This is a genomic window from Paracoccus tibetensis (assembly GCF_900102505.1).
In the GTDB taxonomy this organism is placed as follows: Bacteria; Pseudomonadota; Alphaproteobacteria; order Rhodobacterales; family Rhodobacteraceae; genus Paracoccus; species Paracoccus tibetensis.
Genome location: NZ_FMVT01000003.1, coordinates 167,885 through 189,957 on the forward strand (window position 1 = coordinate 167,885; position 22,073 = coordinate 189,957).

Genomic DNA, 22,073 nt, shown 5'->3' on the forward strand with positions numbered 1-22,073 from the left:
ACAGGCGCGCGCGCAAGGGCGGCTAGGCCGGCAGGTAGCGCGTCCAGATCGCCGTGTCGCCCAGCTTGGCGACGAAAGCGGCATGTGCCTCGGCCTCGGCCGGCGTGAGGCGGGGCGGCAGGGCGCGCGGCCGGGGCGGGCGCGGCTGATGGGACGACCCTCCCTCGGCGCCGGCGGCGACCGCGCCCGGCTGGTCCAGCACCAGGTCCGGCTGCCGGCCGCCCACAAGCTCCAGATAGACCTCGGCCAGCAGCTCGGAGTCCAAGAGCGCGCCGTGCAGCTCGCGGCTGCCGTTGTCGACGCCGAACCGGCGGCAGAGCGCGTCGAGCGAGGCCGGAGAGCCGGGGAAGCGGCGCTTGGCCAGATCCAGCGTGTCGAGCGCGCGGCTCATGGGCAGCGCGGGCAGGCCGCAGCGCCGCAGCTCGGCGTTCAGGAAGCGCATGTCGAAGGTGGCGTTGTGGATCACCAGCCGCGAGTCGGTGCCGATGAATTGCATGAAGTCCTGCGCGACCTGCGCAAAACGGGGCTTGTCGCGCAGGAAGTCGTCGCCGAGGCCATGGACCTCGAAGGCGTCGGCGGGCATCGACCGTTCGGGGTTGATGTAGACGTGGAAGGTCCGCCCGGTCGGCAGGTGGTTCAGCAGTTCCAGCGCCCCGATCTCGACGATGCGGTCGGCGCCCTCGGCGTCGAAACCCGTCGTCTCGGTGTCCAGCACGATCTCACGCATCGGGCGCAATCTCCTTCACGATGGCCGCGACCGCGGCGCGCGCGGCCTCCCGGGTGTCGGTCGGGATCACCCAATCCGCCCGCGCCCGCTTTTCGGCGTCCGGCAGCTGGCGTGCAAGGATCATTTCCAGCATCTGCGGCGTCATGCCGGGCCGGGCCAGCACCCGCGCCCGCTGCGTGGCCGCATCTGCCGAGACGACGGCGATGCCGTCCATCCGCGGACGGGTGCGGCTTTCAAAGAGCAGCGGGATGTCGAGGACGATCAGCGGCGCGTGGCGATGGGCCGCAACGAAGGCGTCGCGATCGGCAGCCACGAGCGGATGGACGATCTCCTCCAGGCGGGCCAGGGCCTCCGGCTCGGCTGCCAGAGCCTCCTTCAGCGCGCCGCGATCGATGGCGCCGTCCTGCAGCGCCGCGGGGAAGGCGGTCGCGACCGGCGCGACAGCCGCGCCGCCGGCGCCATAGAGGCGGTGGACCGCCTCGTCGGCATCCCAGACCGGGTGGCCCAGCTCGCGGAACATCGCGGCCGTCGTCGACTTGCCCATGCCGATGCTGCCGGTCAGGCCCAGCAGGAAGCTCATCCGAGGACGATCCGCCGCGTCTCGTCATCGACCTCAGGGCGGTGGCCGAACCAGCGCTCGAATCCCGGCGCAGCCTGGTGCAGGAGCATGCCGAGCCCGTCCACGACCCGGCAGCCGCGGGCCTGCGCCTCGACGAGGAAAGGGGTCATCAGCGGGGTGTAGACGAGATCCGTGACCAGCGCCCCCGGCAGCAGCGCGTCCAGCGGAACCCGCAGCGGCTGCTTTCCCTCCATCCCGAGCGAGGTGGCGTTGACGACGGTCGCGGCGCCTTCCAGCATGTTGCCGACCTGCGCCCATTCATAGACGACGACGCGCGCGCCGAACTCGGCCTTGATCTGCTCGGCCCTGAGGCGGGTGCGGTTGGCGATCCTAAGCTCGCGCACGCCGGTTTCCAGGAGCGAGGCGACGACAGCCCGGGCCGCGCCGCCCGCGCCGATCACGGCAGCGGGCGCCGTGTCGGGCTGCCAGTCGGGCGCCGCCTGCCGCAGGTTGGCGATGAAGCCGTAACCGTCGGTATTGTCGGCATGGATCTTGCCGTCCGGCCGGAAGATCAGCGTGTTGGCCGCGCCGATCAGCGCGGCGCGGTCCGTCACCGTGTCCGCCAGCGTCAGCACCGCCTCCTTGTGGGGGATGGTGACGTTGACCCCGACGAAGCCGGCGCGCGGCAGGATGCGCAGCACCTCGGCCAGATGCTCGGGCTGAACGGGCAGGGGCACGTAATGTCCCGGCAAGTTGTAGCGGGCGAGCCAATGGCCATGCAGGCGGGGCGAGCGCGAATGCGCGATGGGCATCCCGATCACGCCGGCAAGCGGCGCATGACGGATCTGGCTGGGGGGCTGGTCGTCGTTCATGGGGCGATCTGGGTCCTGTTTCGTTTAGCCTAAGCCGCCGCACGCGATGAAAAAAGGGCGGAATGAGAGGCCTTTGCCCGGATGTGGCCGCAGGGGCGCAAGCCGCTGTGGAGGAATCGGCGGAGGAATCGGGTCGAATCGTGTTCACAGGCCGCAGGTGGATGCGGTGTGGCCGATTTTCGTCTTGAACGGAGCATGAACGCCGCTCGGCTGTCCACATGGGCAGAACCGGCGCCTCGGTTGCCGCAGCCTTGTGGACAGCCTTGCGCCCGATGGCATATCTACAGATTTATCCACATTTCATATAATTGAAATTGCTTAGAAATACGAGTTTCCGATGTGTTTCCACCGAATTTGTCCACAGCGCCGCAGAATGAGGATGAATCCGCCTGAGCATCTTCAATCCCGCTGCCCACAGCCCCTACTTCAACAACATTCCTTTTCTTATCTTTCTTATTTAAGAGAAGGCCAACGCAGGGTTCGCGATGTCCGACTGGCTTTTCCTGATCTACCCGTATGCCAAGGCGTTCCACGTCATGGCGGTCATCTCGTGGATGGCGGCCCTGTTCTACCTGCCGCGTCTCTACGTCTATCATGCCGAACGGGGACAGAGCGGGGTCGAGCCGGCTGCGAGCCTCGGCATCATGGAGGACAAGCTGGCGCGGCTGATCATGCGTCCGGCGATGATCGCCACCTGGATCAGCGGGCTGACGCTGGTGATGACGCCGGGGATCGTGAACTGGGGCGACGTCTGGCCCTGGGTCAAGGCAGCCGGCGTGATCGGCATGACCGGCTTTCACCACTGGTGCGTGCGGGAACGGCGGCAGCTGGCGGGCGGGGCGGCACGACCGGGGCGCAGCTACCGCATGATGAACGAGGTTCCGACGCTGCTGATGGTCGCCATCGTCAGCGCCGTCATCATCAAGTTCTGATCGCAAAGATTGACTCTGGAAGCCGCGCGGCTTATCTGCGCCGCAACCCCGGCCGTCCGGTACGGGATTCTCCGAAGACATGACACTTGCCGTGGGACCGTCCCGCGCCGCTGAAAGTTGCCGTCGCATGAGCGAAGAACGCCTGAACCTTTCTGATCTGAAAGCCAAAAGCCCGGCCGACCTGCTGTCGATGGCCGAGGAATGGGAGATCGAGAACGCCTCGACCATGCGCAAGGGCGAGATGATGTTCTCGATCCTGAAGGAGCATGCCGAAGAGGGCTGGGAAATCGGCGGCGGCGGCGTGCTGGAAGTGGTGCAGGACGGCTTCGGCTTCCTGCGCTCGACCGAGGCGAACTACCTGCCGGGCCCGGACGACATCTATCTGAGCCCCGACATGATCCGGCAGCACTCGCTGCGCACAGGCGACACGGTCGATGGGGTAATCCGCGCACCGGGCGAGAACGAGCGCTACTTCGCGCTGACGAAGGTGGAGCGGATCAACTTCGAGGATCCCGAGAAGGCGCGCCACAAGGTCGCCTTCGACAACCTGACGCCGCTTTATCCCGACGAGCGGCTGAAGATGGAGATCGAGGACCCGACGATCCGCGACCGCAGCGCGCGGATCATCGACCTGGTCGCGCCTATCGGCAAAGGCCAGCGCTCGCTGATCGTGGCGCCGCCCAGGACCGGCAAGACCGTCCTTCTGCAGAACATCGCGCACTCGATCGAGAAGAACCACCCGGAATGCTACCTGATCGTTCTTCTGATCGACGAGCGGCCGGAAGAAGTCACGGACATGCAGCGCTCGGTTCGGGGCGAGGTGATCTCTTCGACCTTCGATGAACCTGCCAGCCGCCACGTCGCCGTTTCGGAGATGGTGATCGAGAAAGCCAAGCGCTTAGTCGAGCACAAACGAGATGTTGTCATCCTTCTCGACTCGATCACAAGACTTGGTAGGGCCTTCAACACAGTCGTGCCGAGTTCCGGTAAGGTTCTGACCGGCGGCGTCGATGCGAACGCGCTTCAACGGCCGAAGCGCTTCTTTGGCGCGGCCCGGAACATCGAAGAGGGCGGAAGCCTGACCATCATCGCGACGGCGCTCATCGACACGGGCTCGCGCATGGATGAGGTGATTTTCGAGGAGTTCAAGGGCACCGGCAACAGCGAGATCGTGCTCGACCGGAAGGTTGCGGACAAGCGCGTCTTCCCGGCGATGGACATCCTCAAGTCCGGCACTCGGAAAGAGGAGCTGCTGGTCGATGCCAAGGACTTGCAGAAGACCTACCTGCTGCGCCGCATCCTGAACCCGATGGGCACGACCGACGCTGTCGAGTTCCTGATCTCGAAGTTGAAGCAGACGAAGTCGAACGCGGACTTCTTCGACTCCATGAACGCCTGACGGGGATCTGATGGACCTGATATTCGCAGAAGCCACCCCGCCCGGGCGGGGGGGCGTTTCGGTCATCAGGCTCAGCGGAGACGGCGCACGCGCGGCCGCAGAGGCGCTTGCGGGCCATCTGCCGCGTGCGCGCCATGCCTATTATCGCAGCCTACACGAGGGCGATGAGCTTCTGGACCAGGCCTTGGTGCTCCGCTTCGACGAGAGGCAAAGCTTTACGGGAGAGGAGAGCAGCGAAATCCACCTCCACGGCGCGCCGGTGATCGTCCGGCGGGTGGGCTTGGCGCTGGTGCATCTTGGCGCGCGGCCAGCCGAAGCTGGGGAGTTCACGCGCCGGGCGTTCTTGAACGGACGGATGGACCTGGCCGAGATCGAGGGGCTGGGGGATCTGCTGGCGGCGGAAACCGAACTGCAGCGCCGGCAGGCCATGCGGACAGCTTCGGGCGAGGTGGCCCGGAAGACGGCGGAATGGCGCGAGCTTCTGCTTCGCGCGGGCGGATTGACGGAATCGAGCATCGACTTTGCCGACGAGGAAGTTCCCGAGGAGGTTCCTGCCGAAGTCTACGAAATCGGGGCCCGGCTGCGGGATGCGATGGAAGCGGAGATCGCGGGTTTTTCGGCGGCCGAGCAGATCCGCAGGGGGTTCGAAGTGGCTATCGTCGGGCCGCCCAACGCTGGAAAGTCCAGCCTCCTCAACGCTTTGGCGCGCCGTGAAGTCGCTATCGTGTCTGATGTCGCAGGCACGACAAGGGACGTCTTGGAGGCACGGCTGGATCTCGGCGGGCTTGCGGTGACGCTGCTTGATACGGCCGGGCTGCGTGAGGCCGAGGATGCTGTTGAACGGGTGGGTGTGACGCGGGCGCTGGACCGGGCGCGGCAGGCCGATCTTCGGATTCATCTGAGTGAGGATGGGGCTGTTGTAGCCGAGCTGTGGCAGCCGGACGATCTTCAGGTGGCGTCGAAGGCCGATCATTCCTCTGATGCGGCAGGGATGAAGGTTTCGGTGGTCAACGCGCTTGGCCTTGAACAATTGACGGAAGAACTTCGGAAGAGGCTGGAGCAACGTGTGGCGGGTGCGGGTCTGGTGACGCGGGAGCGTCAGGTCTTCGAGCTTGAACAGGCGGTGCGTGCGCTTGGGGCGCTGTCGGCGGAAGGGCGCTCTGAAGTCGTGGCAGAGCATCTACGTGCGGCTTCGTCTTCCCTTGATCGACTGGTTGGAAAGATCAGCGCGGACGACTATCTTGACGTTGTCTTCTCGTCCTTCTGCATCGGAAAATAGGACTGCTTCACGTGAAACATTATGATGTCGTCGTGATCGGTGGTGGGCATGCTGGCTTGGAGGCTGCGTCTGCTGCCGCTCGCATGCGGGTTTCCGTCGCCTTGATCACGATGTCCCCGAACGACATCGGCGCCCTTTCATGTAATCCGGCAATCGGAGGCCTTGGCAAAGGTCATCTCGTCCGGGAAGTTGATGCTCTGGACGGCGCAATGGGTCGGCTTGCGGATGCTGCAGGGATCCAGTTCAGGCTGCTGAACCGCAGCAAGGGGCCGGCTGTTCAAGGTCCTCGGGCGCAGATGGATCGAGCATTGTATCGTGCTGCGGCGATGCAGGAGGTCTCTGCTGAACCAGGTATCGAGACGATCTACGACGAGGCCGTGGCACTTCTTCTTCATGGCGATGCCATTGCGGGTGTCGAGTGTAGCTCGGTTGGACAGATCAAGGCATCGTCTGTCATTTTGACCACCGGCACGTTCCTCGGGGGGACGATCCACATCGGCAACAAGAGCAAGGCTGCAGGTCGCATCGGAAGCGGTTCCGCGCAAAGCCTTGGGCAGTCGGTGCGAAATCTGGACCTCCCCATGGGGCGCCTGAAAACTGGGACGCCGCCTAGGCTTGATGGTCGCACAGTCGACTGGTCGCGGGTGGAATTGCAACCCGGTGATGAGGTTCCGGTCATGTTCTCCTACATGAACCGTGCGCCGGCGGCGAGGCAGGTCCCATGTGGCATCACGCATACGAATGAGCGGACGCACCAGATCATCCGCGACAACATCCTTTCGTCTGCGATGTATGGTGGCGCCATTTCCGGGCGAGGACCTCGATATTGCCCGTCTATTGAAGACAAGGTGGTCCGATTCGCCGACAAGACGTCGCACCAGGTTTTCCTGGAGCCGGAGGGTCTGGAGGATGACACGGTGTACCCCAACGGCATCTCGACGTCGCTGCCTGAGGATGTCCAGCAGGCCTATGTCCGCACGATCAGCGGCCTGGAAGGGGCGGAGCTGCTTCAGCCAGGTTACGCGGTGGAGTATGACTACCTTGATCCTCGCGCGCTAGATGAAACGCTTCAGGTGAAACGCTTGTCAGGTCTTTACTGTGCGGGGCAGATCAACGGGACGACGGGTTACGAAGAAGCGGCAGCGCAGGGGCTGGTCGCCGGCGCGAACGCTGCGGCAGCCGCGCGAAGCCTGCCGCCGCTCCGCTTCAGCAGGTCCGAAAGCTACATTGGCGTGATGATCGACGACCTCATCTCCCGGGGCGTCACCGAGCCCTACAGGATGTTCACGTCACGGGCAGAGTTCAGGTTGACGCTGCGCGCCGACAATGCCGATCAGCGGCTGACGCCGCTCGGTATAGAGCGTGGTCTGGTACGCGAAGCGCGTAATGATGATTTCTTGCGTAGGCAGGAGGCTTATTTGGCTGCACGAAAGAGGTTGGAAGACGAGCGGTTCAGCCCAAACCAGCTGCGGGCTGAGGGGGTAGATGTACGCCTCGATGGGCAGCGTCGTTCGGTATTTCAATTGTTGGGGATGGCTGATCTTGCTGAGGATGTTGTGGAACGCATCTCCGACAGCTACCGGCAGGTACCGCAAGAGACGCGAACGCAACTCAGAAACGACGCGACTTACGCGCAGTTTACCGATCGCCAGTCGCGCGATGTTGCGGAGTTACAACGGAGCGAAGCCGAGGAACTTCATCCGGAAGTCGACTTCGAAGGCGTAAGCGGCTTGTCAAAGGAATTGGCAGGGAAGTTAAGGTTGGCCCGCCCTCGGACTCTGGCAGACGCTGCCAAGATCGAGGGTATGACGCCGGCCGCATTGGCGCTGGTCCTCGCGATATCACGGCGGCAGGCGTTGGCGCGATGACTACTGTTTCACGTGAAACAGAAGTGCGGCTCCAGCACTACAAGGCGTTGCTCCAGAAATGGAACGCCAGGATAAACTTGGTATCCGCAAAGTCGCTGGACGGTATCGACAGCCGCCATATCGCGGACTCGCTGCAACTAATGGATCTCGCGAGTCCTCCCGCTAAATGGGTCGATCTAGGCAGCGGCGGAGGCCTGCCTGGGCTGGTCATTGCGATCGCTCTCCAAGACACAGAAACTGACTTCACGCTGATCGAAAGCGACCAACGTAAAGCTGCATTCCTGCGCACCGTCATCCGCGAGCTCGGCTTGCAGAATGTCGACGTTTTGCCTGCACGCATCGAAGAGGCGCAGCCGCAGCGCGCACAAATCATATCGGCTCGGGCACTTGCCGCGCTGGATGTGCTGATGCCGTGGATCAACCGCCACATAGCTGAAGACGGTCTAGCCTTGCTGCTGAAAGGCCGCGGCTGGCGTGCGGAAATAGAAGCTGCTCAAGAGCATTGGCAGTTCCAATATACCGCCGTTCCAAGTAAAACAGATCCAGAGGCCGTCGTCCTGAAGATCAGCGGAGTGTCGGATGCCTGAAAAGCATATCATCGCCATAGCCAACCAGAAGGGTGGTGTCGGCAAGACGACGACTACCGTCAATCTCGGTGCGGCGCTGGCCGAGCAGGGCCATGCGGTGACGCTGATCGATCTCGATCCCCAGGGGAATGCGTCAACCGGGCTGGGCATCGATCAGGACCGGCGTGGGCGCACGGTCTATGACCTTCTCGCGGCCGAGGCAGCGTTCGACGAGGTGGCGCTGGCCACGGACATCCCCAACCTTCGCATTGTCTCCTCGACACCTGACCTGGCCTCGGCCGACGTCGAGTTGGCAGGCACTGCCGACCGCACGCGGCGTCTCGCACGGCAGCTGGAAGCCGCACCGGCCGGCAGCATCGTCCTGATCGACTGCCCACCGGCGCTTGGCCTGTTGACGCTGAACGCGATGGTGGCGGCGCAGGGCGTTTTGGTCCCGCTTCAAGCCGAATTCTATGCTCTTGAAGGGCTTTCCCAGTTGCTCGCGACGGTTCAGCAGGTTCGCCAGTCGGCCAACCCCAACCTGCGCATCAACGGCATCCTCCTCACGATGTCGGACTATCGCAACAACCTGTCGCAGCAGGTCGAGGCCGATGCGCGGGCGACCTTGGGCGAGCTTGTCTACCCGACCGTGATCCCCCGGAACGTGCGCGTTTCCGAGGCGCCTTCGCACGCAATGCCGGTTCTTGCCTACGATCCGTCCTCGAAGGGCAGTGTCGCCTACCGCCAGTTCGCCAAGGAATTCGCAAGCCGCCTCAACCTCGTAGCGGAGACTGCCTGATGACCGAGTTGAAGACAGCCAAGCGCGGCCTGGGCCGAGGTCTCTCGGCGCTGATGGCCGAGATCGAGGTAGAGCCGTCGCCGCAGGCCGACATCGCCAAGCCCGGCCGCACGATGCTGCCGATCGAGCAGATCACCGCAAATCCCAACCAGCCGCGGCGCAGCTTCGATCCCGATGCCCTGCAGGAGCTGGCTGCATCGCTCAAGGCGCGCGGGGTTCTTCAGCCGCTGATCGTCCGGCCGCATCCCGAAGATCCGGCGCTGTTCCAGATCGTCGCGGGCGAGCGGCGCTGGCGCGCGGCCCAGATGGCGCAACTCCACGAGCTTCCCGTCATCATTCGGGAATTCTCGGACACCGAGATGCTGGAAGTCGCGATCATCGAGAACATCCAGCGTGCCGACCTGAACGCCATCGAGGAGGCGGCCTCGTTCAAGCAGCTCATGGAGCGCTTCGGCCATACGCAGGAGAAGCTGGCCGAGGCGCTGAACAAGAGCCGCAGCCATATCGCCAACCTTCTGCGTCTTCTGAACCTGCCGGATCAGGTGCAGGACCTGGTCAAGGAAGGGAAGCTTACCGCGGGCCACGCGCGCGCGCTTGTGACGGCTGAGAACCCCGGACAGCTGGCGCGGCGGGTGATCGAGAAGGGGCTCTCGGTCCGCGAGACCGAAAGCATGGTGCGGAACCTGTCCGAGCCTGCGGCAGCGCCGGCGCGTCGTCGCAGCACGTCCGACGCCAAGGACAGCGACACCCGCGCCTTAGAGGCCGATCTTGCGGCGCAGCTGCGGATGGGTGTGGAGATCCGGCACCTCGGACAGGATGGCGGTCAGCTGATCCTCACCTACCGGTCACTTGACCAGCTCGACCAGCTCTGCCAGTTGTTGTCTGGCCAGAACTAACCACAATATGTAGCGTCAGCTGGAGGGACGTGTCAGCAGGAAGACACCGACTGCTGCGCAGATCGCGGCCTGCACCCCCACCACGACCGGCGGCATTCCAACATAGGCCGAGAGGCCGACTCCGCCGGTCATCGCGATGATCGCCCAAGCCTTGGCCAGCGGCCCGACGGCTCCCCGCTCTTGCCATGCGCGCACATGCGGACCGTAGCTTGGATGGTCCAAGATGCGCTTCTGCAAGGCGGGCGAGGACCGGGCGAAGGCCCAGGCCGCCACGAGCAGGAAGGGCACGGTCGGCATGATCGGCAGGGCGATGCCCACCACGCCCAGTGCCGCAAAGGTCCACCCCACCGCCAGCCAAAGATGCCGCATCGGATCAGGCCGCCAGTTCGCGCAGGATGGCGTTCAGGACCGGCCGACCGTCCTGCGTGGCCCGGACGCGACCATCCTGCCGCTGGATCATGCCCATGTCCTGAAGACGCGCGAGGCTCGCCTCGTCCAGTGGACGGCCGGCAAGGCGCGCCAGCCGTTCCTCGTCGATTCCCTCGGCCAATCGCATCCCCATCAGCAGGTATTCGGTGCCCTGTTCGTCCCGGGGAACCAACGTCCGCAGGGTTTCCCCTGTTCCACGATTCTCGACCGCGGCCAGCCAGGCCCCGGGTGCGCGCAGGGCCTCGGTCGCGACGCGGCCCTCAGGCAGGGTGATGCGCCCATGCGCGCCGGGACCCACGGCCGCCCAGTCCCCCTGGCGCCAGTAGACAAGGTTGTGGCGGCTCTCAGCGCCCGGCCGAGCGTGGTTCGAGATCTCGTAGAGCGGCAGCCCGGCCTCGGCGCAGATGTCGTGCGTCTCGGCGTAGAGATCGGCGGCCAGGTCATCGTCCGGTAGTCCGCGCAGCAGGCCCTTCTCGGCGCGCCGCCCGAAGGCCGTGCCCGGCTCGACCGTCAGCTGGTAGAGCGACAGGTGGTCCACCGCCATCGCCAGCGCTTCGCCAAGCTCGGCCCGCCAGGCGGCGCGATCCTGACCCTGCCGGGCATAGATCAGATCGAAGCTGACGCGCGCGAAGACGGTGCGGGCGACGTCGAAGGCGGCCATGGCCTCGGCGGCCGAGTGCTGGCGGCCGAGCCGACGCAGGTCGTCGTCGCGCAGGGACTGCACGCCCATCGACAGCCGGTTCACGCCCGCCTCGGCAAAGCCCCGGAAGCGGCCCATCTCGACGCTGGTGGGGTTCGCCTCGAGCGTGATCTCGATGTCGTTGACAAAGCCCCAGGCCGCCCGCGCCGCCCGCAGCACGCTGTCGACGGTCTCGGGCGCCATGAGCGACGGCGTGCCGCCGCCGAAGAAGATGCTGGTCAGATGGCGGTCGGGAAGTTCGCCGGCCAGGCGGGCGATCTCGGCGCCGAGGGCACGCGCCCAGCGCGCTTGATCCACATGGGCCGAGACATGGCTGTTGAAGTCGCAATAGGGGCATTTCGCCGCGCAGAACGGCCAGTGGACGTAGAGGCCGAAGCCGCCTGCGCGCCAGTCCTCGGATAGCTCCGCCAGGGGTGCGTGTTCAGCCAAGGACCTTCTCGACAAGTTGCTGCATGGCCCGGCTTCTGTGGCTCAGGCTGTTCTTCATCTCGGCGCTCATCTCGCCTAGGGTCACGTCATGGCCGTCCGGCTGGAAGATCGGGTCATAGCCGTGCCCCTCGGCGCCACGCGGCGGCCAGACGACCTGACCGGGCAGGACGCCCTCGAAGGTCTCGTCATGCCCGTCCGGCCACATCAGGACCAGCGTGCAGCGGAACTGCGCGTGGAAGGGGGCCGCCCTGCCGGTCGCCAGCAGCTCGGACCAGGTGCGGGCCATCGCCATGGGGAAATCGCGGCCATGTCCGGTCTCGGCCCAATCGGCCGTGTAGACGCCCGGCGCGCCATCCAGCGCGTCCACGGTGATGCCGCTGTCATCGGCCAGGGCGGGCAGGCCGGTCGCCTCCACCGCTGCGCGGGCTTTGATGCGGGCGTTGCCGATGAAGCTGTCCTCGGTCTCGACCGGCTCGGCCAAGCTCATCTCCGCGGCGCCCGAGACCTCGACGCCGTAGGGCGCCAGCAGCGCGCGCATCTCGTCCAGCTTGCCGGCGTTATGCGTCGCGACCAGCAGGCGCTTCTCGGTGAAGCGCCTCATGCCAGCGCCGCTTTCTGCGCCGCCACCAGCTCGGCCATGCCGGCCTCGGCCAGGTCCAGAAGCTGCCCCATCTCGCCGCGCGAGAAGGTGGCGCCTTCGGCCGACATCTGCACCTCGATCAGCCGGCCCGCGCCGGTCATCACGAAGTTGCCGTCGGTGCCCGCCTCGCTGTCCTCGGCGTAATCCAGATCCAGCAGGGGCTGGCCGGCATAGATCCCGCAGCTGACGGCCGCGACGTGGTCGACGATCGGATCGCTGACGATGGCGCCCGCCTTCAGCAGCTTGTTCACCGCCAGGCGCAGCGCCACCCAGCCCCCGGTGATCGAGGCGCAGCGCGTGCCGCCATCGGCCTGGATCACGTCGCAGTCGATGGTGATCTGCCGCTCGCCCAGGGCGCTGCGATCGACGCCCGCGCGCAGGCTGCGGCCAATGAGGCGCTGGATCTCCTGCGTCCGCCCTGATTGCTTGCCCTGCGCCGCCTCGCGGCGGTTGCGCGTGTTGGTCGCGCGCGGCAGCATCCCGTATTCGGCGGTCACCCATCCAAGGCCCGTTCCCTTCAGGAAGCGCGGCGGCGTTTCCTCAATCGAGGCGGTGCAGAGGACATGAGTTTCGCCGCAGCGGATCAGGCACGAGCCCTCGGCATGCCGCATCACCCCGGTTTCGATTGAAATCGGACGCATTTGGCTTAGATTCCGGCCTGAAGGGCGCATGACTCATCCTTTTCGTGAAGACAGCTGCCCCATAGCGTCCGAGGGCACCGATCCGCAACCCCGCGAGGCCAATGAGCCAAGAAACGCTGCTGCACGAGCTGAACGAACGCTCTCGCGAGGTGTTCCGCCGCGTCGTCGAAACCTATCTGGAAACCGGCGAGCCGGTCGGCTCGCGGACCCTGACACGGGCGCTTTCCGAAAAGCTTAGCGCGGCGACCGTGCGCAACGTCATGCAGGACCTCGAATTCATGGGGCTTCTGGACAGCCCGCATGTCTCGGCCGGGCGGCTGCCGTCCCAGCAGGGGCTGCGGCTGTTCGTGGACGGCATGATGGAGGTCGACCGGCTGGACCCGACCGACCGCGCCGCCATCGACCAGACGCTCGGCAATGACGATCCGGACACGGGCGTGCTGCTGGACCGCGTCTCGACCGCGCTCAGCTTGATCACGCGCGGCGCCTCGCTGGTGCTGATGCCCAAGCACGAGGCGCCGATCCGGCATATCGAGTTCGTCAGCCTCGGCGCCGACCGCGCGCTGGTCGTCCTGGTCTTCGCGGACGGGCATGTCGAGAACCGCATCTTCACGCCGCCGGCCGGGCAGACGCCGTCCTCGATGCGCGAGGCGGGCAACTTCCTCAACGCGATGGCCGAGGGCCGGACCCTGGCCGAGCTGCGCGCGCAGATCGGCCATCAGATCGCGCAGCGCCGGGCCGAGCTGGACGTGATGGCGGCCGAGCTGGTGGAATCGGGGATCGCCCTCTGGGGCAACGAAAGCTCGGATCCGCGCCTGATCGTGCGGGGCCGGTCGAACCTTCTGGACAGCGAGATCGCCGATCTCGACCGCATCCGCGTCCTCTTCGACGATCTCGAGCGAAAGCGCGACATCGTCGAGTTTCTCGAGCTGACCGAGCGGGGGGACGGCGTCCGCATCTTCATCGGCTCGGAGAACAAGCTTTTTTCACTTTCGGGTTCCGCTCTGGTGGTTTCGCCCTATATGAATGCCGACCGTAAGATCGTGGGTGCGGTGGGGGTGATCGGCCCGACCCGGCTGAACTATGGCCGCATCGTCCCGATCGTGGACTATACCGCGCAGCTGGTCGGGCGTGTGCTGTCCGGCCGGAAAGGATGAAGTGAAGATGAACGAGCCAAACGAGCAGCCCCTGGACGAGATGCTGGACGAGCCGCAGGCCGAGGCCGATGCCGAACTGGCGCGCCTGTCGGCCGAGCGCGACGAGCTGCGCGACAAGTGGATGCGCGCCCTCGCCGATGCCGAGAACTCGCGCAAGCGGGCCGACAAGGATCGCCGCGACGCCGAGCAATATGGCGGCTCGCGCCTCGCCCGCGACCTGCTGCCGGTCCATGACGCGCTGACCCGCGCCCTCGACGCCGCCAGCGACGAGCAGCGCGCCGCGGCCGCCGCCCTGATCGAGGGGGTCGAGCTGACGCTGCGCGAGCTGGACAACGTCTTCACCAAGCACGGCATCACGGTGATCCGCCCGCAGCCGGGCGACCGCTTCGATCCGACCGAGCACGAGGCCATGTTCGAGGCGCCGGTCCCCGGCACCGTCGCCGGCAACATCATCCAGGTGATGGACAATGGCTTCCGCCTGCACGACCGCCTGCTGCGGCCCGCGAAGGTCGGCGTCTCCTCCATGCCGGCCAGCTGATCCGTCCGGCAGGGCACCTCGTCTGATCCCCGGCCGGTCCCCGTCGGGGCCGATCGCTACCACCTTCCTCCGACTTGCCGTCCGCGCGGCGCGGCGCGACGCTGCACCTGCGTCCGGTCGTTTGGAGGAGGGGACCATGACCAGCACAGAGACAAGCACCGGCGGGGTAGGCATCCACCCCGCTGTCGATCACGGGATACCTGCCGCCGCCGCGGACTTCGCCGGCGGCGTTTTGTCGTGCCATTGCGCCAGCAACCCGGTGAAGGTCCGGGTCTCGGCGCAGACCGCGCACAACCATGTCTGCGGCTGCACGAAGTGCTGGAAGCCCGACGGGGCCACCTTCAGCCAGATTGCCGTCGTCTCGCGCGATGCCGTCGAGGTCATCGAACATCCCGAGAAGCTCGAGGTGGTCGATGCGAACGCGGCGATCCAGCGCTACCGCTGCCGCGACTGCGGCGTGCATCTCTACGGCCGGATCGAGAACAAGGACCACCCCTTCTACGGGCTGGACTTTGTGCATACCGAGCTGTCGGACGAGGCGGGCTGGGCAAGGCCGGAATTTGCGGCCTTCGTCAGCTCGGTTATCGAATCGGGGGTCGATCCGTCGCGGATGGACGGCATCAGGTCGCGCCTGCGCGAGCTTGGGCTCGAGCCATACGATGCCTTGTCTCCACCGCTGATGGATGCCATCGCCACGCATGTCGCCCGCCGATCGGGTGCGCTGCCGGCGTGAGTGCCGCGGCATCGAGTTGACCGAAGGGGCCGCATGACGGCCCCTTCGGGCTGAAAGACCAACAAACGACCGAAGGAGACAGGACAATGAGAACCCGTGCCGCCGTGGCCCTCGAGGCCGGCAAGCCGCTCGAAGTGATGGAGGTCAATCTCGAAGGCCCCAAGGCGGGCGAGGTCATGGTCGAGATCAAGGCCACCGGCATCTGCCACACCGACGAATTCACCCGCTCCGGCGCCGACCCGGAAGGCATCTTCCCCGCCATCCTCGGCCATGAGGGCGCGGGCGTGGTGGTCGAGGTCGGCCCCGGCGTCACCTCGGTCAAGCCGGGCGATCACGTCATCCCGCTCTACACCCCCGAATGCCGGCAATGCGCGGCCTGCCTGTCGGGCAAGACGAACCTCTGCGTTGCGATCCGCGCGACACAGGGCCAGGGGCTGATGCCGGACGGGACCAGCCGTTTCTCGATGCTGGATGGCACGCCCATCCATCATTACATGGGCTGCTCGACCTTCTCGAACTACACCGTCCTGCCCGAGATCGCCGTGGCGAAGGTCCGCGAGGACGCGCCCTTCGACAAGATCTGCTACATCGGCTGCGGCGTGACGACCGGCATCGGCGCCGTGATCAACACCGCCAAGGTCGAGATCGGCGCGAAGGCCGTGGTCTTCGGCCTCGGCGGGATCGGCCTGAACGTGATCCAGGGCCTGCGCCTGGCAGGTGCGGACATGATCATCGGCGTTGATCTGAACGACGACAAGAAGGTGATGGCCGAGCGCTTCGGCATGACCCATTTCGTCAACCCCAAGAACGTCGAGAACGTCGTGCAGGAGATCGTCAACATGACGAAGACCCCGTTCGACCAGATCGGCGGCGCCGATTACAGCTTCGACGCGACAGGCAGCACCAAGGTGATGCGCGACGCGCTGGAATGCACCCACCGGGGCTGGGGCGTGTCCGTCATCATCGGCGTGGCCGCGGCCGGTGCCGAAATCAGCACCCGCCCGTTCCAGCTTGTCACGGGTCGCGTCTGGAAGGGTACGGCCTTCGGCGGGGCGCGCGGGCGCACCGACGTGCCGCGGATCGTCGACTGGTACATGGACGGCAAGATCGAGATCGACCCGATGATCACCCACACGATGCCGCTCGACGACATCAACAAGGGCTTCGATCTGATGCATCACGGCGAGTCGATCCGCTCGGTCGTCCTTTACTGATCCTTAAGGGCTGCTTAGGTATCTGTGCGGCGGGGCTGCGGCTCCGCCGTCGCCATGAGAATGACAAGGAGCAGGCTGATGCGCCACCAGTGGCTGGACGATGACGACGAACCCGAAGAGGACGACCGCCGCCACCAGGGCGACAAGGACGGCGGCCTGGGCCTTCCCGAAGGCGACAAGATCGGCAAGCTCTACTTCAAGTCCCGCACGGTGATCGTCGCCGGCGGGATCAACGACAAGCTGGCGCAGCGCACCGTCGCGCATCTTCTGGCCCTTGCCGAGGACAGCGACGCGCCCATCAACATGCTGATCTCCTCGCCCGGCGGGCATGTGGAATCGGGCGACATGATCCATGACGTGATCAAGTTCATCCGTCCGACCGTGCGCACCATCGGCTCGGGCTGGGTGGCCTCGGCCGGCGCGCTGATCTTCGTCGCGGCGAAGAAGGAAAACCGCTACTGCCTGCCGAACACGCGCTTCCTGATCCACCAGCCCTCGGGCGGGATCGGCGGGACCTCCTCGGACATGATGATCCAGGCCGAGCAGGTGCGCCTGATGCGCGACCGCCTGAACCAGATCTTCGCCGAGGCCACCGGCCAGAGCGTCGAGCGGATCGAGAAGGACACGCAGCGCGACTTCTGGCTGAACACGCAAGAGGCGCTGGACTACGGCCTTCTGGGCCAGGTCATCCGCAGCGTGGACGAGCTGAAATGACCGCGCGGGCGGGCGTCACCGTCCGCCCCGCGACCCCGGCCGACGAGGACGCGATCTGGCGGGTGCTGGAGCCCGTCTACCGCGCGGGCGAGACCTACTGCATCCCCCGCGACATCACCCGCACCGAGGCGCTGGCCGACTGGTTCGCCGCGCCCTTTACCGTCTTCGTCGCCGAGGCGGGTGGCGAGGTGCTCGGCACAAGCCATGTCGGCGCCAACCGGCCCGCCGGCGGATCGCATGTCGCCAATGCCTCCTTCGCGACGGCGCCCGAGGCACGCGGCCGCGGCGTCGCCCGCGCGCTGGTCGAGCATGCCAAGGCCTGGGCCACCGCGCAGGGCTTTGCCGCCATGCAGTTCAACTTCGTCGTCTCGACCAATGCCGATGCCGTCCATTTGTGGCAGAAGGCCGGTTTTTCGGTTGTGGGCCGCCTGCCGGGCGCGTTTCTTCACCCCCACGAAGGACCAGTCGACGCGCTGGTCATGTTCCAGACCCTGAAGGGAGAGACGCATGGAATTTGAGACCCTGTCCGAGAACCGCAGCTTCCACGGCATGCAGGGCGTCTATCGCCACCGCTCGCAGGCGACCGGGACCGACATGACCTTCGCCGTCTACCTGCCCGAGGCCGCGCAATACGGGAAGGTGCCGGTCCTGTGGTATCTCTCGGGCCTGACCTGCACCCATGAGAACGCGATGACCAAGGCGGCGGCGCAGCAGTGGTGCGACGAGGCCGGCATCGCGATGGTCTTCCCCGACACCTCGCCCCGCGGCGAAGGCGTGGCCAATGACGAGGCCTACGACCTAGGTCAGGGCGCCGGCTTCTACGTCAACGCCACCCAGGACCCCTGGAAGCCGCATTTCCAGATGTGGCAGTATGTGGTGCACGAACTGCCCGAGCTTGTCTGCCACAACTTCGCGGTGGACGAGGACGCGATGGGGATCACCGGCCACTCGATGGGCGGCCACGGCGCCCTGACCATCGCCATGACCCATCCCGAGCGCTTCCGCAGCGTCTCGGCCTTCGCACCAATTTCGAACCCGTCCGATTCGGATTGGGGCCGCAAGCAGCTGACGGCCTATCTGGGCGAGGACCGGGACAGCTGGCGGGCGCATGACGCCTCGATCCTGATGGCCGAGCGCGGCTATCCGGGCGAGGTGCTGATCGATCAGGGCGCGAGCGACCAGTTCCTCGACCTGCTCAAGCCGGAAACGCTGGCCGAGGCGATGATGAAGCGCCGCCAGCCCGGGCAGTTCCGCATGCAGCCCGGCTTCGATCACAGCTACTGGTTCGTGCAGTCCTTCATCGCCGACCACGTCTTCTGGCACGCTGAACGCCTCGGCTGAGGCAATTGCCGATCATTCCCGGGCGCCTTGCCATTACCTCGTAAGACTTTAGGGGCAAGTGGTGGGGCGCTCGATTGACGTTGGAGGGGGTGCATCCAACAGTTGGGCATGGATCGAAGCCGGGGGAGGAGAACCGCGGCCGGATGTCCAAGCGGAGGAGCACTTCAATGAAACATCTGCTGAACAGTGCGGCGGTCGCACTGCTTCTGACGGGCGTATCGGCTCACGCCAACGAAAGCGTCCTGACCGAGACTGCCAAGCCCGAGCAATGGGCGATCCAGACGGGCGACTACGCCAACACGCGCTATTCGGAACTGGACCAGATCAACCGCGAGAACGTCGGCGACCTGCGCGTCGCCTGGACCTTCTCGACCGGCGTGCTGCGCGGGCACGAGGGCGGGCCGCTCGTGGTCGGCAACATGATGTATGTCCACACGCCGTTCCCGAACAACATCTTTGCGCTGGATCTCAGCGACAACGGGCGGATCGTCTGGCGCCACACGCCGCAGCAGGATCCCGAAGTCATCGCCGTGATGTGCTGCGACACGGTCTATCGCGGCGTCGCCTATGCCGACGGCATGATCCTGTCGCACCAGGCCGACACCACGCTGGTGGCGCTGGACGCGATGACGGGCGAAGAGAAATGGTCCGTGCAGACGGGCGACCCGGCGATCGGCGAGACGAACACCGCCACCGTGATGCCGGTGGGCGACAAGGTGCTGGTCGGCGTCTCGGGCGGCGAATACGGCGTGCGCGGCCGGATCACGGCCTACAACCTCTCGGACGGGTCCGAGGCGTGGAAGGCCTACTCCACCGGGCCCGACGACGAGATGCTGGTGAACCCGGAAACCACCATGCACCTCGGCCAGCCGATCGGCGCCGACAGCTCGCTGAACAGCTGGGAAGGCGATCAGTGGAAGATCGGCGGCGGCACGACCTGGGGCTGGTTCAGCTATGACCCGGACCTGAACCTCGTCTATTACGGCACCGGCAACCCCTCGACCTGGAACCCCAGCCAGCGTCCCGGCGACAACCGCTGGTCCATGACCATCATGGCTCGCGACGTCGACACGGGCGAGGCGAAGTGGTTCTACCAGAAGACCCCGCATGACGAGTGGGACTATGACGGCGTCAACGAGAACATCCTCGTGGACAAGGAAATCGACGGGCAGGAGCGCAAGCTTCTGGTGAACTTCGACCGCAACGGCTTCGCCTACACGCTGGACCGCGAGACGGGCGAGCTGCTGGTGGCCGAGAAGTTCGATCCGGCGGTCAACTGGGCGACCCATGTCGAGATGGACCCGAACTCGGACCAGTACGGCCGCCCGCAAGTCGTGGCCGAGTACTCGACCGCCCAGAACGGCGAGGACACCAACACGGAAGGCGTCTGCCCGGCCGCCCTTGGCAGCAAGGACCAGCAGCCGGCCGCCTATTCGCCGAAGACGGGCCTCTTCTACGTGCCGACCAACCACGTCTGCATGGACTACGAGCCGTTCCGCGTCAGCTACACCGCCGGCCAGCCCTATGTCGGGGCGACGCTGTCGATGTATCCGGCTCCGGACAGCCACGGCGGCATGGGCAACTTCATTGCCTGGGACGCGGTCGAGGGCGAGATCAAGTGGTCGCTGCCCGAGAAGTTCTCGGTCTGGTCGGGCGCCCTGGCGACCGCGGGCGACGTGGTCTTCTACGGCACGCTGGAAGGCTTCCTGAAGGCGGTCGATGCCGAGACGGGCGAGGAGCTCTACAGCTTCAAGACTCCGTCGGGCATCATCGGCAACACCATGACCTACGAGCATGACGGCAAGCAGTACATCGCCGTCCTGTCCGGGGTCGGGGGCTGGGCCGGGATCGGTCTGGCGGCCGGTCTGACCAACCCGAACGACGGTCTGGGCGCCGTGGGCGGCTATGCCGCGCTCAGCGACTACACCGAACTCGGCGGTCAGCTGACCGTGTTCGAGCTGCCGGGCTGAGGCCGGGACCCGCGGAACCTCATACCTTAGTTCCGCACGCGTCAAGTTGATCTGGAGAGGAGCCGCCCCGGGGATAAACTGGGGCGGTTCTGTCTGAGGAGAGCAGGCAGACCAACCCCTTGGGAGGAATCACGATGAAATCCATCACCAGTCTGAGCGCGCTGCTTCTGGGCGTCTCGCTGGCCGGCGCCGCGCTGGCTCAGGCCACCGGGGAAGCTCCGCCCGCCGAGGCTGGCGCCGGCGCAGCGGCCGCCGTGTCGGGCGCCGCCGAGGCACCGGCGGCGACGGAGACGGAGACGGCCGAAGGCGAAGGCATGGCCGACGAGGAAGAGGTCGAGGTGGCCGAGGGCCAGACCCTCATGCCGAGCGGGCATGACATCCGTGCGGTCGAGATGGTCGACGGCCGGTGGGTCAACGACGAGGGCATCCCGACCTTCAACGTCGAGGACGACGGCACCGTCGACTTCGCGACCTTCAACGGCTTCCGCCGCTATCATGCCGAATGCCATGTCTGCCACGGTCCCGACGGCGAGGGCTCGACCTATGCGCCGGCCCTGAAGAACTCGGTGCTCCGCATGGACTATTACGACTTCATGCAGGTGGTGGCGTCGGGCAAGCAGTCCTCGAACTCGGTGATGCCGGCCTTCGGGACGAACAAGAACGTCTGGTGCTACATCGACGACATCTACACCTACCTCGTGGCTCATGGCACCGAGACGATCCCGCGGGGACGCCCCGCGCAGCGCGCCGACAAGCCCGAGGAGTATACGGCGATCGAAGACGCCTGCATGTCGAGCTGACGGCATGACCCTCACGCGCATCCTTGCCGGCGCGGCCCTGGCGCTGTCGGTGCTGCTGCCCGCGGCGGCGCCGGCGCAGGTCGCCGATCTCAGGTCGACGACGCAGCTGCGGGTCTGCGCCGACCCGGCCAACAAGCCAATGTCGGCCGAGGATCTCAGCGGGTTCGAGAACAAGCTGGCGGACTACGTGGGCGAGCAGCTCGGCCTGCCCGTGACCTATGCCTGGTTCCCCTCGGGCATGGGCTTCATCACCCGAACCCTCAGGGCCGGCACCTGCGACGTGGTGATGGGCTATGCCCAGGGCGACGAGCTGGTGCAGAACACGAACCACTACTACACCTCGGTCTACGGCATCGTGACGCGGCGCGACGGGCCACTGGCCGCCGTGGACCGCCTGACCGATCCCGCCTTGCAGGATCAGGACATCGGCGTCGTCGCGGGCACGCCGCCCGCCTCGCACCTGGCGCGGGCGGGGCTGGCGGCCCGGATGCGGGGGGCGGACCTTTTCGTCGACCGCCGCGTCGAGGACCCGGTCGGTACCATGCTGGCGCAGGTCAAGGACGGCACGCTCGGCGCCGCCGTGCTGTGGGGGCCGCTGGCCGGCCCGCGCGTCAAGGACGATCCGGAGCTGCAGTTCACCCCGCTTCTGAAGGAGGAGGGAGGGCCGCGGCTCTTCTACCGCATCACGATGGGGGTGCGGCTGGAAGAGCAGGAATGGAAGCGCGAGCTGAACAGCCTGATCCGCCGCAACCAAGACCAGATCAACGCCATCCTGCACGAGGCCGGCGTGCCGCTCGTCGACGACTATGGCCGCGAGGTGCTGCCGTGAACTGGCGCCTCGCCGCCGCCAGCTTGCTGGTCGCCCTCGGC

24 protein-coding genes are annotated in these 22,073 nt (G+C 66.1%); 17 read left to right on the forward strand and 7 right to left on the reverse strand.

Annotated elements, in window-relative coordinates; all coding sequences use genetic code 11:
• Window positions 1-22: 22 nt before the first annotated feature.
• The 3 genes from dnaQ to BLP73_RS05275 are packed head-to-tail and all read right to left on the reverse strand — an operon-like array spanning window position 23 to window position 2,158.
• Complete coding sequence (gene dnaQ / locus BLP73_RS05265; protein ID WP_090741033.1) at window positions 23-727, reverse strand: DNA polymerase III subunit epsilon; 705 nt, start codon at window positions 725-727, stop codon at window positions 23-25.
• Complete coding sequence (gene coaE / locus BLP73_RS05270; RefSeq protein ID WP_090741035.1) at window positions 720-1,307, reverse strand: dephospho-CoA kinase; 588 nt, start codon at window positions 1,305-1,307, stop codon at window positions 720-722. Before coaE ends, dnaQ begins: the two co-directional genes overlap by 8 nt.
• On the reverse strand, window positions 1,304-2,158 hold the full coding sequence (locus BLP73_RS05275) for a shikimate dehydrogenase (RefSeq protein ID WP_090741037.1): 855 nt from the start codon (window positions 2,156-2,158) through the stop codon (window positions 1,304-1,306). The genes coaE and BLP73_RS05275 overlap by 4 nt, the downstream gene beginning before the upstream one ends.
• Before the next feature lie 485 nt (window positions 2,159-2,643).
• Here BLP73_RS05275 and BLP73_RS05280 point away from each other — a divergent pair, with 485 nt between their 5' ends.
• From BLP73_RS05280 to BLP73_RS05310, 7 genes are all read left to right on the forward strand, one after another.
• Window positions 2,644-3,090 carry a CopD family protein gene (locus tag BLP73_RS05280; RefSeq protein ID WP_090741039.1) on the forward strand — a complete coding sequence of 149 codons (447 nt, stop codon included), beginning with the start codon at window positions 2,644-2,646 and terminating at the stop codon, window positions 3,088-3,090.
• Window positions 3,091-3,217: 127 nt separating this feature from the next.
• Window positions 3,218-4,489 (forward strand): transcription termination factor Rho, encoded by a 1,272-nt coding sequence (rho, locus tag BLP73_RS05285; RefSeq protein ID WP_090741041.1) that lies wholly within the window; start codon window positions 3,218-3,220, stop codon window positions 4,487-4,489.
• A gap of 10 nt (window positions 4,490-4,499) precedes the next feature.
• Window positions 4,500-5,768, forward strand: coding sequence for a tRNA uridine-5-carboxymethylaminomethyl(34) synthesis GTPase MnmE (gene mnmE / locus BLP73_RS05290; RefSeq protein WP_090741043.1), 1,269 nt, complete (start codon window positions 4,500-4,502; stop codon window positions 5,766-5,768).
• A gap of 11 nt (window positions 5,769-5,779) precedes the next feature.
• The gene (gene mnmG, locus BLP73_RS05295) at window positions 5,780-7,636 is read left to right on the forward strand and encodes a tRNA uridine-5-carboxymethylaminomethyl(34) synthesis enzyme MnmG (RefSeq protein ID WP_175453244.1); all 1,857 of its coding nucleotides are present in this window, start codon (window positions 5,780-5,782) and stop codon (window positions 7,634-7,636) included.
• Complete coding sequence (gene rsmG, locus BLP73_RS05300) at window positions 7,633-8,223, forward strand: 16S rRNA (guanine(527)-N(7))-methyltransferase RsmG (RefSeq protein ID WP_090741047.1); 591 nt, start codon at window positions 7,633-7,635, stop codon at window positions 8,221-8,223. Before mnmG ends, rsmG begins: the two co-directional genes overlap by 4 nt.
• On the forward strand, window positions 8,216-9,001 hold the full coding sequence (locus BLP73_RS05305; protein WP_090741049.1) for a ParA family protein: 786 nt from the start codon (window positions 8,216-8,218) through the stop codon (window positions 8,999-9,001). The genes rsmG and BLP73_RS05305 overlap by 8 nt, the downstream gene beginning before the upstream one ends.
• A complete protein-coding gene (locus BLP73_RS05310; RefSeq protein ID WP_090741051.1) occupies window positions 9,001-9,897 on the forward strand; it encodes a ParB/RepB/Spo0J family partition protein in 897 nt (298 codons plus the stop codon). Before BLP73_RS05305 ends, BLP73_RS05310 begins: the two co-directional genes overlap by 1 nt.
• A 15-nt stretch (window positions 9,898-9,912) precedes the next feature.
• On the opposite strand, the gene BLP73_RS05315 is transcribed toward BLP73_RS05310, so the two are convergent.
• The 4 genes from BLP73_RS05315 to rph are packed head-to-tail and all read right to left on the reverse strand — an operon-like array spanning window position 9,913 to window position 12,766.
• Window positions 9,913-10,266, reverse strand: a complete 354-nt coding sequence (locus tag BLP73_RS05315; protein WP_090741053.1) for a YbaN family protein — start codon at window positions 10,264-10,266, stop codon at window positions 9,913-9,915.
• Window positions 10,267-10,270: 4 nt separating this feature from the next.
• Complete coding sequence (hemW, locus tag BLP73_RS05320; RefSeq protein WP_090741055.1) at window positions 10,271-11,455, reverse strand: radical SAM family heme chaperone HemW; 1,185 nt, start codon at window positions 11,453-11,455, stop codon at window positions 10,271-10,273.
• Window positions 11,448-12,056 carry a non-canonical purine NTP pyrophosphatase gene (locus tag BLP73_RS05325; protein ID WP_090741057.1) on the reverse strand — a complete coding sequence of 203 codons (609 nt, stop codon included), beginning with the start codon at window positions 12,054-12,056 and terminating at the stop codon, window positions 11,448-11,450. Before BLP73_RS05325 ends, hemW begins: the two co-directional genes overlap by 8 nt.
• Window positions 12,053-12,766 (reverse strand): ribonuclease PH, encoded by a 714-nt coding sequence (gene rph, locus BLP73_RS05330; protein ID WP_090741060.1) that lies wholly within the window; start codon window positions 12,764-12,766, stop codon window positions 12,053-12,055. The genes BLP73_RS05325 and rph overlap by 4 nt, the downstream gene beginning before the upstream one ends.
• Window positions 12,767-12,837: 71 nt before the next feature.
• Between rph and hrcA the strand changes: the two genes are divergently transcribed.
• From hrcA to BLP73_RS05380, 10 genes are all read left to right on the forward strand, one after another.
• The gene (gene hrcA / locus BLP73_RS05335) at window positions 12,838-13,893 is read left to right on the forward strand and encodes a heat-inducible transcriptional repressor HrcA (RefSeq protein ID WP_090741062.1); all 1,056 of its coding nucleotides are present in this window, start codon (window positions 12,838-12,840) and stop codon (window positions 13,891-13,893) included.
• Between the two features lie 7 nt (window positions 13,894-13,900).
• Complete coding sequence (locus BLP73_RS05340) at window positions 13,901-14,431, forward strand: nucleotide exchange factor GrpE (protein WP_090741430.1); 531 nt, start codon at window positions 13,901-13,903, stop codon at window positions 14,429-14,431.
• A 136-nt stretch (window positions 14,432-14,567) separates the two neighbouring features.
• Window positions 14,568-15,164, forward strand: coding sequence for an S-(hydroxymethyl)glutathione synthase (gene gfa, locus BLP73_RS05345; RefSeq protein WP_090741063.1), 597 nt, complete (start codon window positions 14,568-14,570; stop codon window positions 15,162-15,164).
• Between the two features lie 86 nt (window positions 15,165-15,250).
• Window positions 15,251-16,378, forward strand: a complete 1,128-nt coding sequence (locus BLP73_RS05350; protein WP_090741065.1) for an S-(hydroxymethyl)glutathione dehydrogenase/class III alcohol dehydrogenase — start codon at window positions 15,251-15,253, stop codon at window positions 16,376-16,378.
• Between the two features lie 78 nt (window positions 16,379-16,456).
• A complete protein-coding gene (locus BLP73_RS05355; RefSeq protein WP_245686557.1) occupies window positions 16,457-17,092 on the forward strand; it encodes an ATP-dependent Clp protease proteolytic subunit in 636 nt (211 codons plus the stop codon).
• A complete protein-coding gene (locus tag BLP73_RS05360) occupies window positions 17,089-17,610 on the forward strand; it encodes a GNAT family N-acetyltransferase (protein WP_090741067.1) in 522 nt (173 codons plus the stop codon). The genes BLP73_RS05355 and BLP73_RS05360 overlap by 4 nt, the downstream gene beginning before the upstream one ends.
• The gene (gene fghA / locus BLP73_RS05365) at window positions 17,600-18,433 is read left to right on the forward strand and encodes an S-formylglutathione hydrolase (RefSeq protein ID WP_090741069.1); all 834 of its coding nucleotides are present in this window, start codon (window positions 17,600-17,602) and stop codon (window positions 18,431-18,433) included. The genes BLP73_RS05360 and fghA overlap by 11 nt, the downstream gene beginning before the upstream one ends.
• A gap of 167 nt (window positions 18,434-18,600) precedes the next feature.
• On the forward strand, window positions 18,601-20,403 hold the full coding sequence (locus BLP73_RS05370; RefSeq protein WP_090741071.1) for a methanol/ethanol family PQQ-dependent dehydrogenase: 1,803 nt from the start codon (window positions 18,601-18,603) through the stop codon (window positions 20,401-20,403).
• 134 nt (window positions 20,404-20,537) lie between these two features.
• Window positions 20,538-21,203 carry a c-type cytochrome, methanol metabolism-related gene (locus tag BLP73_RS05375; RefSeq protein WP_090741073.1) on the forward strand — a complete coding sequence of 222 codons (666 nt, stop codon included), beginning with the start codon at window positions 20,538-20,540 and terminating at the stop codon, window positions 21,201-21,203.
• Between the two features lie 4 nt (window positions 21,204-21,207).
• Complete coding sequence (locus BLP73_RS05380) at window positions 21,208-22,032, forward strand: quinoprotein dehydrogenase-associated putative ABC transporter substrate-binding protein (RefSeq protein WP_090741075.1); 825 nt, start codon at window positions 21,208-21,210, stop codon at window positions 22,030-22,032.
• The last annotated feature ends 41 nt before the right edge of the window (window positions 22,033-22,073 follow it).

What these genes read in the sequence shown, in the direction of transcription:
- BLP73_RS05380 (WP_090741075.1), top strand. Translation starts at nt 21,208, where the DNA reads ATGACCCTCACGCGCATCCTTGCCGGCGCGGCCCTGGCGCTGTCGGTG.
- fghA (WP_090741069.1), top strand. Translation starts at nt 17,600, where the DNA reads ATGGAATTTGAGACCCTGTCCGAGAACCGCAGCTTCCACGGCATGCAG.
- rph (WP_090741060.1), bottom strand. Translation starts at nt 12,766, where the DNA reads ATGCGCCCTTCAGGCCGGAATCTAAGCCAAATGCGTCCGATTTCAATC.
- mnmE (WP_090741043.1), top strand. Translation starts at nt 4,500, where the DNA reads ATGGACCTGATATTCGCAGAAGCCACCCCGCCCGGGCGGGGGGGCGTT.
- BLP73_RS05275 (WP_090741037.1), bottom strand. Translation starts at nt 2,158, where the DNA reads ATGAACGACGACCAGCCCCCCAGCCAGATCCGTCATGCGCCGCTTGCC.
- BLP73_RS05315 (WP_090741053.1), bottom strand. Translation starts at nt 10,266, where the DNA reads ATGCGGCATCTTTGGCTGGCGGTGGGGTGGACCTTTGCGGCACTGGGC.
- BLP73_RS05350 (WP_090741065.1), top strand. Translation starts at nt 15,251, where the DNA reads ATGAGAACCCGTGCCGCCGTGGCCCTCGAGGCCGGCAAGCCGCTCGAA.
- BLP73_RS05310 (WP_090741051.1), top strand. Translation starts at nt 9,001, where the DNA reads ATGACCGAGTTGAAGACAGCCAAGCGCGGCCTGGGCCGAGGTCTCTCG.
- BLP73_RS05325 (WP_090741057.1), bottom strand. Translation starts at nt 12,056, where the DNA reads ATGAGGCGCTTCACCGAGAAGCGCCTGCTGGTCGCGACGCATAACGCC.
- BLP73_RS05305 (WP_090741049.1), top strand. Translation starts at nt 8,216, where the DNA reads ATGCCTGAAAAGCATATCATCGCCATAGCCAACCAGAAGGGTGGTGTC.
- BLP73_RS05280 (WP_090741039.1), top strand. Translation starts at nt 2,644, where the DNA reads ATGTCCGACTGGCTTTTCCTGATCTACCCGTATGCCAAGGCGTTCCAC.
- rsmG (WP_090741047.1), top strand. Translation starts at nt 7,633, where the DNA reads ATGACTACTGTTTCACGTGAAACAGAAGTGCGGCTCCAGCACTACAAG.
- BLP73_RS05340 (WP_090741430.1), top strand. Translation starts at nt 13,901, where the DNA reads ATGAACGAGCCAAACGAGCAGCCCCTGGACGAGATGCTGGACGAGCCG.
- dnaQ (WP_090741033.1), bottom strand. Translation starts at nt 727, where the DNA reads ATGCGTGAGATCGTGCTGGACACCGAGACGACGGGTTTCGACGCCGAG.
- coaE (WP_090741035.1), bottom strand. Translation starts at nt 1,307, where the DNA reads ATGAGCTTCCTGCTGGGCCTGACCGGCAGCATCGGCATGGGCAAGTCG.
- rho (WP_090741041.1), top strand. Translation starts at nt 3,218, where the DNA reads ATGAGCGAAGAACGCCTGAACCTTTCTGATCTGAAAGCCAAAAGCCCG.
- BLP73_RS05355 (WP_245686557.1), top strand. Translation starts at nt 16,457, where the DNA reads ATGCGCCACCAGTGGCTGGACGATGACGACGAACCCGAAGAGGACGAC.
- hrcA (WP_090741062.1), top strand. Translation starts at nt 12,838, where the DNA reads ATGAGCCAAGAAACGCTGCTGCACGAGCTGAACGAACGCTCTCGCGAG.
- BLP73_RS05360 (WP_090741067.1), top strand. Translation starts at nt 17,089, where the DNA reads ATGACCGCGCGGGCGGGCGTCACCGTCCGCCCCGCGACCCCGGCCGAC.
- BLP73_RS05375 (WP_090741073.1), top strand. Translation starts at nt 20,538, where the DNA reads ATGAAATCCATCACCAGTCTGAGCGCGCTGCTTCTGGGCGTCTCGCTG.
- gfa (WP_090741063.1), top strand. Translation starts at nt 14,568, where the DNA reads ATGACCAGCACAGAGACAAGCACCGGCGGGGTAGGCATCCACCCCGCT.
- BLP73_RS05370 (WP_090741071.1), top strand. Translation starts at nt 18,601, where the DNA reads ATGAAACATCTGCTGAACAGTGCGGCGGTCGCACTGCTTCTGACGGGC.